Origin of the sequence: Pelosinus sp. IPA-1 (genome assembly GCF_030269905.1) — a bacterium.
Lineage (GTDB): Bacteria > Bacillota > Negativicutes > DSM-13327 > DSM-13327 > Pelosinus.
This window is the reverse complement of the sequence record NZ_BSVC01000002.1, coordinates 342,905-357,382: the sequence shown is the minus strand read 5'-3', so window position 1 is coordinate 357,382 and position 14,478 is coordinate 342,905. Positions and strand designations below refer to the sequence as shown.

General features: G+C 41.3%; 14 protein-coding genes. All 14 read right to left on the bottom strand.

The features are described from left to right. Positions 1-11 precede the first annotated feature (11 nt). A complete protein-coding gene (nagB, locus tag QSJ81_RS05425) occupies positions 12-773 on the bottom strand; it encodes a glucosamine-6-phosphate deaminase (protein WP_285716400.1) in 762 nt (253 codons plus the stop codon). A gap of 4 nt (positions 774-777) precedes the next feature. Next, positions 778-1,917 carry an N-acetylglucosamine-6-phosphate deacetylase gene (gene nagA, locus QSJ81_RS05420; RefSeq protein ID WP_502929640.1) on the bottom strand — a complete coding sequence of 380 codons (1,140 nt, stop codon included), beginning with the start codon at positions 1,915-1,917 and terminating at the stop codon, positions 778-780. Then, positions 1,911-2,792: an N-acetylmuramic acid 6-phosphate etherase gene (murQ, locus tag QSJ81_RS05415; RefSeq protein WP_285716398.1), complete on the bottom strand. Its 882-nt coding sequence runs from the start codon at positions 2,790-2,792 to the stop codon at positions 1,911-1,913. Before murQ ends, nagA begins: the two co-directional genes overlap by 7 nt. A gap of 88 nt (positions 2,793-2,880) precedes the next feature. Further along, the gene (gene nagE / locus QSJ81_RS05410) at positions 2,881-4,311 is read right to left on the bottom strand and encodes an N-acetylglucosamine-specific PTS transporter subunit IIBC (protein WP_285716397.1); all 1,431 of its coding nucleotides are present in this window, start codon (positions 4,309-4,311) and stop codon (positions 2,881-2,883) included. Positions 4,312-4,472: 161 nt separating this feature from the next. After that, on the bottom strand, positions 4,473-5,204 hold the full coding sequence (locus QSJ81_RS05405; RefSeq protein ID WP_285716396.1) for a GntR family transcriptional regulator: 732 nt from the start codon (positions 5,202-5,204) through the stop codon (positions 4,473-4,475). 155 nt (positions 5,205-5,359) lie between these two features. Further along, positions 5,360-5,851, bottom strand: a complete 492-nt coding sequence (gene nrdG / locus QSJ81_RS05400) for an anaerobic ribonucleoside-triphosphate reductase activating protein (RefSeq protein ID WP_285716395.1) — start codon at positions 5,849-5,851, stop codon at positions 5,360-5,362. Positions 5,852-5,922: 71 nt separating this feature from the next. Then, positions 5,923-6,129, bottom strand: coding sequence for a YdbC family protein (locus tag QSJ81_RS05395; protein WP_285716394.1), 207 nt, complete (start codon positions 6,127-6,129; stop codon positions 5,923-5,925). A gap of 267 nt (positions 6,130-6,396) precedes the next feature. Next, positions 6,397-8,943, bottom strand: a complete 2,547-nt coding sequence (locus tag QSJ81_RS05390) for a heavy metal translocating P-type ATPase (protein ID WP_285716393.1) — start codon at positions 8,941-8,943, stop codon at positions 6,397-6,399. 11 nt (positions 8,944-8,954) lie between these two features. Then, complete coding sequence (locus QSJ81_RS05385) at positions 8,955-9,323, bottom strand: ArsR/SmtB family transcription factor (RefSeq protein ID WP_285716392.1); 369 nt, start codon at positions 9,321-9,323, stop codon at positions 8,955-8,957. A gap of 304 nt (positions 9,324-9,627) precedes the next feature. Then, on the bottom strand, positions 9,628-10,158 hold the full coding sequence (locus QSJ81_RS05380) for a GNAT family N-acetyltransferase (protein ID WP_285716391.1): 531 nt from the start codon (positions 10,156-10,158) through the stop codon (positions 9,628-9,630). A gap of 1 nt (position 10,159) precedes the next feature. Then, on the bottom strand, positions 10,160-11,248 hold the full coding sequence (gene rsgA / locus QSJ81_RS05375; protein WP_285716390.1) for a ribosome small subunit-dependent GTPase A: 1,089 nt from the start codon (positions 11,246-11,248) through the stop codon (positions 10,160-10,162). A 290-nt stretch (positions 11,249-11,538) separates the two neighbouring features. Then, positions 11,539-12,342 carry a DJ-1/PfpI family protein gene (locus tag QSJ81_RS25790; protein ID WP_502929638.1) on the bottom strand — a complete coding sequence of 268 codons (804 nt, stop codon included), beginning with the start codon at positions 12,340-12,342 and terminating at the stop codon, positions 11,539-11,541. Between the two features lie 270 nt (positions 12,343-12,612). Beyond that, a complete protein-coding gene (locus tag QSJ81_RS05360; RefSeq protein WP_285716389.1) occupies positions 12,613-13,122 on the bottom strand; it encodes a D-glycero-alpha-D-manno-heptose-1,7-bisphosphate 7-phosphatase in 510 nt (169 codons plus the stop codon). 51 nt (positions 13,123-13,173) lie between these two features. After that, on the bottom strand, positions 13,174-14,436 hold the full coding sequence (locus QSJ81_RS05355; RefSeq protein WP_285716388.1) for a class II D-tagatose-bisphosphate aldolase non-catalytic subunit: 1,263 nt from the start codon (positions 14,434-14,436) through the stop codon (positions 13,174-13,176). Between the last annotated feature and the right edge of the window lie 42 nt (positions 14,437-14,478).

Sequence of the window (14,478 nt, the reverse complement as noted above, 5' to 3'; positions counted from 1 at the left end):
ACCACCCTAAATTATATTCCTGTTCTTTGTAAATCCTGCAGTTTCGGTTTTAACAGCTTGGCTGCACTTTCTTCCACAATCACCGTAACATCCTGATGAAGCTGCAAGATAGAAGCTGGTACCTCTGGTGTTATGCCATTAAAGAGAGCCTGATGAATGACTTCTGCTTTATTCTCCCCACTTGCCAGTAATAATATTTTTTTCGCATGCATAATGGTCTTGATCCCCATGCTAATAGCAAATCTCGGTACTTCTTCCATGGTGTTAAAAAAGCGGGAATTCGCCTGAATGGTCTCTTCATCAAGCTTTACCTTATGAGTCGTAGCTTCAAATTTAATATCCGGTTCATTAAAGCCAATATGTCCATTATTGCCAATTCCTAAGACCTGTAAGTCAATGCCGCCCTTTTTCTGAATCTGGCGATCATAAGATTTGCATTCTAATTCAATATCCTTGGTCATGCCATCTGGGATATAGATATTCTCTTTTTTTATATTAATCTGATTAAAAAAATGATGAAACATATAGTAATTATAACTTTGCTCATCTTCTTTTGGTAATCCTAAATACTCGTCTAAATTAAAGGTTGTGACCTCCGTAAAGTCTAAACCGACTTCCTGATGTACCCTGATTAGCTCTTTATACAGCATGAGCGGAGTACTGCCTGTCGCCATTCCTAGTACACTATTCGGTTTCAAATAAATTTGACCAGCTACTATTCTAGCTGCCCTTGCACTCATATCTTCATAATCTTTTGCTATTACGATACGCACATCATTACCCCCTGTATAATAGGCTACCTCCCACAAAGGTAGCAAAAATATTTAATTCATCATCAAAAACTACTAAATCTGCGTCTTTTCCGACTTCGATACTGCCCTTACGATCCAGGACACCGAGCTCTCTGGCAGGATTGAGGGTGACCAATGAAATAGCACTCACCAAATCAATGCCTGTGTTTTCCATGAAATTTCGCACCCCGCGATTGAGAGTTAATACACTTCCCGCTATCACACCATCCTCTAACCGGGCTTCCCCTTGTTTCACAATGACATTCTGACCACCCAAATCATATTGCCCTTCGCCTAAAAGACTAGCCCGCATGGCATCGGTAATTAAGATGATATTCTTAAGGCCTTTCACTTTTAACAAGACGCGCTGCATGGCTGGATGTACATGGAGATTATCAACAATCAATTCACATACAATATCACTATCCATTGCCGCTCCTATAGCACCAGGAAAACGATGATGCAGCGGTGGTAATGCATTGAAGATATGAGTCATGTGTGATACTCCTGCATCAATGGCTTTCATCGTTTGTTCATAAGTAGCACTACTATGCCCAATTGACACAACCAACCCCCGTTTAGTGCAAGCTTCGATAAAATCACCACTCTCTCCGATTTCTGGAGCAATGGTAATAATCTTAATACAATCCAAATAGGATTCGATTTTCTCAATATCAGGTGCCAAAATAAACCGTTTATCTTGGGCTCCCTTATAATTCTCATTAATGAAAGGACCTTCCATATGGCAGCCTAGCACCTGGGCACCCGAGCTTTCTTTCATTGCCTGCCGGATACGCTCCATCGACTGCTCGATTCTTGCAAAGGGCATCGTCATCGTTGTTGGCATAAAGGAGGTAACTCCCGTTTGTAAAACTCCTTTACTAATGGCGGCTAAGGCTTTCTCCTCCTCATCCATGGTATCAAAACCATTACAGCCATGTACATGAACATCAATAAACCCAGGGGATACATACCTGCCACCTGCATCTAACAGTTCATCAATTGTATATTGACTTAACTGCTCTTCGGGAACAATGCCAATAATTTTCTCCTCAAAGATGACTACCTGATTATGCAAGATTCCTTGCAGTGTGATGATTTTCCCATTTCTAATTGCTTTCAAAATGAATCATCCTTTACTGCTTTTTTTAAATATCCATTATGCTTTTTGAGTAATGCATAGGCGACTGTCGCATTTAGATTCATCACCAACATAAGAATGGCAACTTTCACATTGCCTTTTGCCTTCTCTAGTGCCTGAGTGGCAAACTTCTCACCTTTGCCCGTTGCAAGGGTAATGATATCGATTACCCGTTTTTTTAGTTTCGCATTAATTGGCCTTACATCTACCATTAAATTATTATAAGTCTTGCCCATCTTAATCATGGAACAAGAAGATAACATATTGAGAACCATCTTTTGGGCAGTGCCTGCTTTAAGACGGGTAGAGCCCATAATAACCTCTGGTCCTACATCAATGACAATGCATAAATCGGTGATACTTTCCAGGTTTCCTGACAAAGAACAACAGAGCCCGATTGTCTTACTATTTAGTGTTTTGGCGTAACGCACAGCGGATAAGACATAAGGAGTGTTGCCGCTGGCACTAATGGCGACTAGCACATCACGAGAGCCAAAATTTCTCTTCTTTAAATCCTGTAACGCCAATTCCTCATCATCTTCTGTATCTTCCCGCCAGCCTGATATAGCTTCATCGCCTCCAGATATCAGGCCAATGACGATATTATCATCCGTACCAAAAGTAGGTGGACATTCTGTAGCATCAAGTACCCCTAGCTTCCCACCTGTACCGCTGCCGATATAAAAAAGACGCCCCCCGGCTTGTAAACCTTCCACAATCATCTCAATGGCTGCACTAATTTCTCCCTGACATCTTCCCACAGCAGTCGCCACTTTTTGATCTTCTCGGTTAAACATTTGTACCATTTCAAGGGTAGATACCTCATCAATCAAAATGGTATCCTTATTCCATTGCTCCATCAGAAACCTCCTAAAAAAGGAATTGAAAACCGGAGACAGGGAACCCTCCACCATCTCCAACTTTCAATTCCACCTTCAAATTAATTTTTTAAACGTGAGGCGCCGACGTATTATTGTTATCTGTTCTAGCTGTTGTTCCCTGTAATAGGATTTTCTTCATTTCATCGGCAATTATTTCAGCCTTTGTACCAACAATAACTTGCACACTATTCCCCTTCTGGATAACACCAGCTGCGCCCAATGCCTTGATTTCATTTTCTTTAACCAGGGCAGTATTACGAATTGTTAAACGTAAGCGAGTAATACAAGAGTCTACTGCTTCAATATTTTGGTTTCCGCCAAGTTTTTCTACCATACTAAGAGAAAATACACTAATATCGGCAGTATCTAACCTTGCATTATCTCCTTCGTCATCAAAACGGCCAGGAGTAGGAATGTCGAATTTTTTGATTGCCCAGACAAATACTACATAATACAAAGCAGCAAATCCTAAGCCTAGTGGAATCAACATACCTGGTTTCGTTGCTAATCCCCAGTTTAATAAGTAATCGATTAGACCAGCGGAGAAACCAAAACCGTGTAAAATTCCCATCGAACTTGCAAGGGCCAATGCGAGCCCAGTCATAATTGCATGTAAGAGATATAACATAGGAGCTAAGAACATAAACATAAACTCAAGTGGCTCTGTAATACCTGTTAAGAAAGCAGTAAATGCTACTGATAACAAGGCACCGCCAATTTTCTTACGATTTTCTGGTTTGGCACAAGTGTAAATCGCCAGTGCCGCACCTGGTAAAGCAAACATAAAGATCAAGTAGAAGCCAGCCATGAAACCACCTGCGGTAGGATCTCCAGCAAAGAAGCGGTTCAAATCACCAGTTACCACTTTACCCGTTGCATCCGTATAATTGCCAAAGACAAACCAAACAAAGCTATTCAAAATATGATGAAGACCAAAAGGAATTAAGAGTCGATTGAATATCCCAAAGATAAATAAACCAAACGCGCCTGCGCCAATAATCCACTCACCAATCATATGAATACCGCTTTGGATTGGCCCCCAAATTACTCCAAAGATCCCTGCCATCACAATCGCAGATGCTGCCGTTGCAATGGGGACAAAACGTCTCCCGGCAAAGAATCCTAAAAAGTCGGGAAGTTTAACATTATAAAATTTATTATACATATACCCAGCGACTAGTCCACTTAAGATACCGCCTAATACACTCATGTTCAAATCTGGATTGATGGTTTTGAGACCATTCGTTAACACTAAGTACCCAACAGCTCCTGATAATCCAGATGCACCGCCATTATCGTGAGATATACCAATGGCGATACCCATTGCAAATAATAATGCCAAGTTGTCAAAAATCGCCGCACCAGCCTTCATAACAAAAGGAATGTTAAGAACATCTGGAGCACCAAACCGCAGCAACAAAGCCGCAGCTGGTAATACTGCCACTGGCAGCATGAGTGCCTTGCCTATCTTTTGTAATTTTCCAAACCAATTTCCCATAGTTAGAACCTCCTATTCGTTTTTTATATCTTACAAACTAGAAAATGACCTGATATAACGTCCCGCCTCGCTGCAATAAATAAAAGAGTGCTTTCTAATAGAAATAAATCAAATCTGTCATTTTAAAATTTGTACCATATACATATACTGATTCGTAACAATTATCGATTCAAAGTAATTTCAAATTTATATCGATCGCTCCGATAAATGGACTTGGTCACTTCAATAGGAATGTTCTTTTTGGCATAAGTCAACCGTGAAAACATTAATGCCAAGGTTTTCTGCTTTACCTGTAACATTTGGCTCTCATAATCATTGACCAATACAGGCTCAATGGTTTGATTGGCATATTCCACTTGTAAACCAAATTCCTTCTCCAAGATGGTATACAAAGAGTTGTTTTCCAGTAATTCAGCCGTCAAGCCTTCGCAAAGCATGGTTGGCAAATGAGCCGTTTCAATGGCATAGGGTTCCTCATTGACAGATCGTAGCCTAGTGATTTCAAACACTTCCTGCTGTTCACCGATTTGTAAATCGTGCTGCAGTTTTTTGGTCGCTGGCTTACGTTGAAAGGAAATGATCTTGGTACTAATGCTCATACCACGTCGTTGCATATCTTCCGTAAAACCTAACAAGTTATGCAAAGGATGTTTTTCCTTGTTCTTGACAACAAAGGTCCCTTTACCTCGTTCTCGATACAGAAGTCCTTCGTTGACCAAACTTGCGATTGCCTTATTGGCCGTCATGCGGCTAATGCCGTGGGTTTCACATAACTCCCTTTCTGTTGGCACCACTTCATCTGCTTTTAATTCTTCATTTTCTATCATTTCAGAAATGATATTTTTCAATTGATAATATAATGGTATTGGCGAATCCTTATCAACTTTCTTCATAGTTTCCCACCTTTTGCTGCCACTATTTGAAACGTCACCTAGTTGACATGTTGTATATACATCTATACCTGTATTATACCATCCTCTTGAAATGTTGCAAGAGATTTTATTTACCAACTAAAAAGACGAACCTTTGTCAGGTTCGTCCAAACACTCTATTCGAATAATACAACGGAGCCTTGCCGTAAGCTCTCTTGCACATCAATAACACGCTGATTAGCTGATCCCTTGAACACTAAATCGTAACTCTTCAATGCCAAATCAAACTTACCATCAATCAATACATCAATGTACTGCAAAAATTGTAAACAGTCTGGTTTCTTGATTAATTCCTCAAAGGTAAAGCCAGTATAACACCAGATATTGACACCTCTCACTTTTAACTGTTCTGCCACTGCGGCGCAGCTAGCTGGCTGCATCATAGGCTCGCCACCGGAGAAGGTGACCCCTGATTGGAGCTGTACCTTGACAATCGACTCAACCAATTCATCGACCTCTTGCTCAAAACCACTCGTAAAATTCTGGGTATCAGGATTATGGCAGCCTTCGCAGTTATGTGGACATCCCTGACACCAAATGACCGTTCTCAAACCCTTGCCATCCACAACCGAATCTATGGTTATGGGCGACGCCAATCGAATTTTCATTGTTATTACCTCGATTCAACCCTATAAATTCTTAGTTATATAAGTATAAAGCCTTCTTCTTACTACTCATTTTACAATAGTTCTTTCAACTTCGCCATTTCTTCTTTGGACAAGGTAATGCCTTTCCCCATTTTTTCATGATCGGGTGACCACTCCCGAAGATCATATTTGGGTGGTTTGTCATTCCAACTTACAAGGTTCAGTTCCTTCGTCCAGCCCTTAGCTGATTCCGATAACACTCCGATGTGTTCCGTGATTTCAAACTTAATTTCTGCCATGAAAATTCCTCCTACCGATTCTTTCCCGATTCGATTTTCTATTGTACCCCTATTTACGTTTTTTCCTATATTCGCTTGCCCCTATCGTAATTCCAATCGAAATGATCCAAAATAATATGCTCCACGGCGAATTCATCAACTCCGTAGTTTCTCTTGGCATCCACATGTTAGGACCTCCAAAAAGCTTACTTTTACTTTATTTAGTTCCCTTACAATGCAAAAAGTCCTGCTACATTCATACAGAATGTAGCAGGACTTTTGCTAGTGTTACCTGAGTTTGCGCATCAGGCGCATGCCGTTTAGGGTTACCAGTATGGAAGAACCCATATCGGCAAATACGGCAAGCCATAGGTTGACATACCCGGCAAAAGTGAGGATGACGAAGACAATTTTGATTAAGATGGCAAAGCTAATGTTTTGCTTAATAATCCCTACTGTCTTGCGGCTCAGTTTGATAAGATAAGCAAGTTTTCCAAGGTCATCCGACATGAGGGCAATATCGGCTGTCTCAAGGGCAGTATCCGAACCTGCCACCCCCATGGCAATCCCAATATTGGCTACAGCTAAAGCAGGGGCGTCGTTGACGCCATCACCGACCATGGCTACACTGCCATACTCACTAATGATCTTTTTGACTGCCGTTACTTTATCTTCTGGCAGAAGTTCACTGTAGAAGGAGTCAAGATTTAACTTTTCGGCGATAGAACCAGCTACATTCTTGTTATCGCCTGTCAGCATAGCAACATGTTTAATTCCCGCTTTGCGCAATTCGCTAATGGCATTGGCACTATTATCCCGCAGCGTATCGGCAACAGCGATCATACCTAGGATCCCTTCCTTGGTTCCCATCAGCATCACTGTTTTACCTTCTTGCTGAAGCGCTATGACAGCTTGTTCATACTGGGATTGTTCTAAACCTAATTCTTCAAACAAACGCTGGTTCCCAATATACACCGTTTTTCCATCCACATCCGCTTGTGCGCCAAGACCAACTAATGCCGTGAAATTCGCAATTGGCTTTAAGGTAAGACCTTTTGCCTTTTCTACGATAGCGGCTGCTAAAGGATGTTCCGACAATTTTTCAATCGAGGCAGCGGTAGCTAAGAAGTCGTCCTCGGTAATGCCATCTGCTGGCATAATCTCAGTGACAACCGGGCGTCCATAGGTTAACGTACCCGTCTTATCAAAAGCGATGGACTGAATCGCACCCATCTCCTCAAGATAGGCCCCCCCTTTAATCAATACACCGTTTCTGGATGAATTCCCAATGGCGGACACGATAGAAACAGGGGTTGAAATAACCAAAGCACAAGGGCAAGAAATGACGAGAAGAACAAGCCCTTTATAAAACCAGGGAGCAAATGCCTGACTAAAGAACAGCCAAGGAATCACCATAATCCCGACAGCAACAATCAGAACGATAGGCGTGTAATATTTGGAGAAAACATCAATGAATTGCTGGGATGGAGCTTTCTGAGCCTGTGCCTCTTCCACCAAGTGCATGATTTTGGCAAGGGTAGAATCGGAGGCTATTTTCGTAACTTCAATTTCTAGCGCTCCATGCTCATTGACAGTACCTGCATATACGGTGTCGCCAGCCGTTTTCTCAACAGGTATGGATTCCCCCGTAATGGTAGCTTGGTTTACTGCCGAAATCCCTTCTCGAACAATACCATCCATCGGGATTCTTTCACCAGGTTTTACAATACAAAGATCACCGACCACAATCTCCTCAATGGGTAACCTTAGCTCTTCATTGTCCCTAAGAACGATCGCTTCCGGTGGAGCCAGTTCCATCAAAGCACGAATGGACTGACGAGTTTTATCCATGGTATAGGTTTGCAGCGTATTACCAAAGGAGAACAGAAAGGCTACTGTAGCACCTTCGGCCCATTCACCAATCACCGATGCACCGATGATCGCTACCGTCATTAGAAAATTCATATCAAATGTCAACGAACGGAGACCATAAAAACCACTTTTCGCTGTATGATAACCACCAATGATGGCTGTCACAATATACAAAGGAACAATTACACTATCATTGACACCAAACCATTCCATCACTGTCGCTGCTACAAGGAATATACCAGATACAACCGTTGTTTGGGTCCGCCTGTTGGTCCACCAGGTAGCCTTATTGTCTAGGGATTGATTCCCCTTACCTTCCCGCTTTGCACTATACCCTGCTTGCTCAACGGTCTTAATAATCTCTGCTTCACTGATTGTATGTTCTATGATAAGTTTGCTCGTGGCAAAATTAATCTGTGCAGAATGAACCCCTGACAGTGAAAGAAGTCTTTTTTCTAAGGTTGCGGCACAGTCGGCGCAATCAAGACCCGATACGATAAAGACCGTCTTACGAACTCCTGATCCTGCCGCAGCAAGTGTTGCCGAATAGCCAAACCCACTAACGGCTTTCGTGATTTTATCTGTATCCACCAGACTGCCATCATAGGTAACTTTCATTTTGGCAGATGCAAAAATCACTTGGACATTGACTACACCCTTGATTTTCTTAATACCCTTCTCCAGTTTGGCAGCGCAATCTCCGCAGTCGAGCCCCTCAATCGCATAATTGTTCGTTACCATATTCCCGCCCTCTACAGAGGAGCAACAATTACAACCTTCATCAGTCTCGTTTTTTGCTTGTGGTAAGCTCTCATCATTAGTACAACAACCACAACTAGTTGCTGCAATTTGTTCAACCGTTTCCGTCTTTTCCGTACAGCATCCGCAACTAGGAGCTGCAACGGATTCTATCACTTCATCAGAGCAGCACCCACTCTGACAACCACTTTCTTTCTTCGCCATCACACGGCCTCCTATCTATGCTTAATATGTTCAATACATTGAGAGAGTAATAGGCCAATATGCCCATCATCCAGGGAATACCAAGCCATCTTGCCCTCTTTACGATACTTTACTAGACGGGCACTTCTTAATAAACGCAGTTGATGAGAAACAGCAGACTGCCCCATTTCAACAACCGCCGCTAAGTCGCAGACACAAAGTTCTCTTTTGGACAATGCATGCAGCATCTTCACTCTCGTTGTATCTCCTAGTAATTTAAAAGATTCAGCGACCTGCTGAGCTTCTGTATCTGGAATTGCATCCTTCTTTGCTAAGCATATTACTTGCGGATGTTCACATAGTTGTTCACACGTATCCATCGTACAATTAGCATCAGACATTAGATTATACCTCCAACATATGAATATCTGTTCATATGTTATTATATGTCATGTTGCTTAAAAAGTACATAGTAAATATTTTATCTTTTCCGAGATAAATTCTAACGCTACTCTACATGTGCATCGAGCGGAACCTCCCGCTGTTTGCTACGTATACCTAGAGAAATATCCTCTGGTGCCAAATCACAAATTTCCATTGTGCGTAAGCCGGTGTGAAACACGAAAAAGCACCTCACTATGAGATGCTTTTTGCTTTATATATGTTGTTGTTCTTGTGGACAGTGTTCATCGGTAATATTAATTGTTAAATAAGAAACTCTTTAGGAAATTCCACAACACCTTCAACTTTAGATAATGAATTATCGGTAAGTTGATATGCCATAAACGCCTCATCTGGAACCTCAATTGGTAAAGTTATGCCAAAGTTACTTGCCCGGATGTAGCCAAAGCGAGGGTAATATCCTGGGTGTCCGACCAAAATCACCGATGTAAAACCTAATGCTTGCGCAATTTTATGCCCTGCTAAAATTAGTTTCTCACCAATATTTTTACCCTGCATTTCTGGCAAAACTGAAACGGGAGCAAGCATAAGAGAAGTAAACGTCTCTTTCCCAGCTTTGATTACTATTTTTGTAAACATTATATGCCCGACAATTTTACCATCAACTACTGCTACAAGAGATAACTCTGGAACAAAAACTGTACTATTTCTAAGCCTTACCACTAAATTCTGTTCATCATGGTTTGTATGTGCTGCATTTAGAAAAGCTGCCTCAACTACTTTATACACACTATCGAAATCTGCGCCGGTTTCTTGTCTGATTATAATCTCCATACTAATAACCTCGCCTTCTTTTATTTTTCTCTTTGATAAACTCTCGTGCATTTTTCATCCCGCCCATTCCCGCGAACATAGCAGTAATCTTTTCAGTCTCAATCTGCTTTGCATTTAAACCCTCATACTTAGCTTCTTTTTTCAGCTTTAAATAATTGGCAAGCCGATCCGTAGACAGCACGCCATCGTTGATAGCTTTTTGTACTGCACAGTTTGGCTCACTAGTATGAGTGCAATCATGAAATTTGCACTTTGTTGATAGTTCATCAATATCGGCAAAGGCTTTTGTAAGGTCAGCGCTTTCGATCCCGAGTTCCCTCATTCCTGGAGTATCAATAACAACGCCGCCACTCGGAATAACAATTAGCTCTCGCCTGGTCGTAGTATGCCTACCTCTATCATCGTTTCTTATATCGTTGGTTTGAAGAGCGTTTTTACCGATGAGTGTATTTATCAAGGTCGACTTACCAACGCCAGATGAACCGATAAATGCGACAGTTTTACCACTACCAAGATATCTTTGGACAGATACGCATCCATTCGCAGTCAAACTCGAAGTAACAAGCACATCAACCCCACAGGCGACAGTATCAAGTTCTAACAACTTTTGAGGAAGCTTATCGCATAAGTCAGCTTTCGTAAGCACGAGAACTGGAACGGCCCCACTATCCCAGGCAATTCCAAGATAACGTTCTACTCTGCGAAGATTATAATCGTTATTAAGCGACATACAGATAAACACCGTGTCAATGTTTGAAGCTACAACCTGTTCATCATTCGATGTTCCCGCCGCCTTTCTAATAAAGGCACTTTTCCTTGTCAGAACATGATGAATGATTGCATTTCCACCGGTATCCTCATTTCGGTCAAGCATAACGAAGTCGCCCGCTGCCGGATAATCAGATAAAGTTTTTGCATCGAAACGGAACTTTCCGGAAATTTCTGCTGTTAATTCGCCATTCTCTGTTACCACCTTGTATAGGTCTTTGTATTGGGAAATAACACGCCCGATATAAAAACTCGAATATAAAGTAGACTCAGTAATAAATCTTTGGCTGAGTCCTATATTTTCCATATCTATTTTACTCAATTTTATATCCTCCAAAAGTTTTTAAAGGTAACTTCTGGGAGGTATATACATTAATTTATTTTGTATGCACCTCCCGTATTGCTACAATCCCCACTGTACTATTATTAAACATAAAACAACAACTCCTTTTCAATGCCAGATTATATATTACGGTTTGATTATATCACAAAAAACATTGAATCTTAAACATCAGTACCCCTTTCAAATCATATAAAAAATCACCACAGAGTTTCTCTTTGTATCTGCCAGCATCCCTATTTATGTACTATGCCTTTTGTCAACACTACCATCTAAAACTCTGATTCAATTGCTCCTACTGGACACATTGCAGCACAGGGCCCTATTCCTACACATATTTCGGCATTGATTTCATATTGGGTATCTCCTTCAAAAACCGCATTGTAAGGGCAAACCTTTGCACATTTACCACACTTGACACATTTGTCATTAATCTTACGAGCAACAGGTAGCCCCGCTAGTTTTCTTTTTACGCTTTTCCAGCCATCTCCATATTCCATTAATTCGGAAACTTTGAAAAATGCTTCTTTTCCAGACAACTTATAAACAATGTATAATGCTGCATCAATCCCAGCTGATACCCCTGCAGCCGTAATAATGCTACCATTATCAATAAATCGCTCCTCCTTATTTAAATGAATAGAAGGATCGATGGCAAGCAGTTCTGAAAAACACATATGATGCGTTGTTGCAGACAACCCGCTCAGTAATCCAGCTTTGGCGACAAACATCGATCCATTGCAAACAGAGAAAACGATCGCTGCATTCTTATGTTGTGACTGTATCCAATGAATTACATTGGAATTTTCCAAAAGCTCCGGTGTGATTCTCCCACCAGGGATGACTATCATGTCGGCCTGTGGGCAATCATTGAAATCATAGTCTGCTTTTACAACTAAACCAGCAGAAGATTTCACGTCAGCTTTATTTTCACTAACTGTAAACACTTCATACTTGACATGAGGCTCACCAAAATTTACAGCAGAAAACACCTCATATGGGCCGACGAAATCCAAGGGCTCCACAGCATTAAACAACAACACTGCTACTTTTTGTGGTAATTTGGTATTATTCATTTCTTGAATCCTCCACTAGTTATATACACCCGTGCACGAGATAGCTATATTACATCATATAAACTGCTATTGAAAAAGTGCCAGATTTCAAAGAGTGAACGATACCAGTTTACCAATCTTGTTGCTAAGCTCTACAATTTAGAATTGACCTTCCTATCGCCCACAAAATAAGGCACATAGAACCATTTCGGTTCTAGGAGATAAAAGAAAAAATCACCACAGAGCTACTACTCCATAGTGATTCAAGGCTTCTATACACTTAGTACTTCCCTAGCTCTTTTCCAAAATATCTTGCACAAAATCATACAAGTTGCCACCAGAAAACAGATAGCCGGGTATCCCAGCTCCCTTGGCTGCGTCAAGATCCCGCTGCATATCACCAATCAGAAAAGATGCACTAAGATCAACAGGCCATTCCTGGCAAGCTTGCCCAATGAGTCCTGGTAAAGGCTTACGGCAATTGCAAACTGTAGAGAACTCTTCTACAATCCCTTCTGGATGATGAGGGCAAAAGTAAAAAGAATGAATGACAGCATCCTGGTTTTCCACTTCTTCTTCCATAAGGCTATGGAGTTCATACACATCTTCTTCCTTAAAATAGCCTCTGGCAATACCGCTTTGATTGGTAACGACAAAGACATAATAGCCCTTATCATTCAGCAGCTTGATAGCTTCTATCGCCCCAGGCATCCATATTAATTCTGCCCGTTTCGAAATAGGCCCTTTGTCGACATTCAGTACCCCATCACGATCAAAAAATACGGCTGGCTGTTTCTTCACACCCTCACCCTCCCATTCTTAAAACTGGATATTTTTAGCAATATATCAATTCTAATTCAGTAATTTGCTAGTTAAACCCTGCAAATTGAAACATTGCACATAGCGATCAATGGAGTTTTTGATCTTATCTAAAACGTAACGATTGCCATCAATTCCTAAAACTGCCATGTTCGCATATAGTATTGTTATTTCTCGTTTCACATCTTTATGCTCATAAGTGTAATGACCACAGATTTCACATACCTTATCTCTCAGCTTGGCATCCTCTAGAATGTCTGTTACCGACAGGTGAATATTCTCGCCAACCAGCCATTTTTTCCACCGACCACTATTCGCGGCTTCTCGAGACATAACAGCCTTTAGGTTAGACTTGTCCTTCAATCTGCCATTATCATATTCCTTTTCTTCTAAGCGAACCAGTTCTAAATAGGCTTTCGTCTCAATATAGCCAAACTCTGGGGCCACGTTCATGGCAGTAATACTTAAAGATGGATGATCAAGGATAATATAGTCCTCTAAATAATCCCCGTTATGCTCTTTCAAACCAACGCCATATTTCTTGGCCGTATCCGCCAGCATTTTTGAGCTATGATAGCTAAACTCACCTACATTTTCCGTCAATCTGGTTAAGGTCCCTGTCTGCCCCACGATGAATACGGGTATGGGAAGTCCTTTTACTAGCAGTTCCTTGGTTAACTGCTGAATGAAGATTTCATAACTCTCTTGGCTGGTTAGCCCTCCATTGGTTTCTTCCGTACCCACTTCATAACCAATCTCCGGTAAGTTACGCCACTTTCTTTCCATTTCCACATATTCAATCAGCTGGATGGTCCTCTGAATGACAACTTCCATGTCAATGGATTTTCCCATGATATAAGGATCTTTGGTAGGATCAATGTGCAATAAGTCAAAGTGATTGACCAAATCTTCAATATAGGACCGTTTCGCCAATTCCATGGCAATGGCTTCGGGTAAATGACTACTCCGCTCGTTATCCCGCTGCCAAGGCCCTCCATGATCACGGCAGAGATAATATAGACCTGTAAAATCAACCTCTTTGGCAATCTGAGCAATATCCTCTTGAAACCCTCGCTGATCCCAGTTGCATACATAACCGCCACCCAACTCTTTGGCATCCACTTGGTTGCGGCTGGCGATAAATAGGATGGGAAAATCCTTTTCCTTCGCCAATTCTAAGGAAGCGATAATCAGATTCTTAGACATGGGTCCGATACCAAGTAAGGTTGTCTGGAAACCTGTCTTTTCTAATATAAACATTTTATCAATGACTTCTCGCAGATTCATTTTTTGCATTCTATAAAATTCTCCTCTACATTAACAGTATATAACTACATA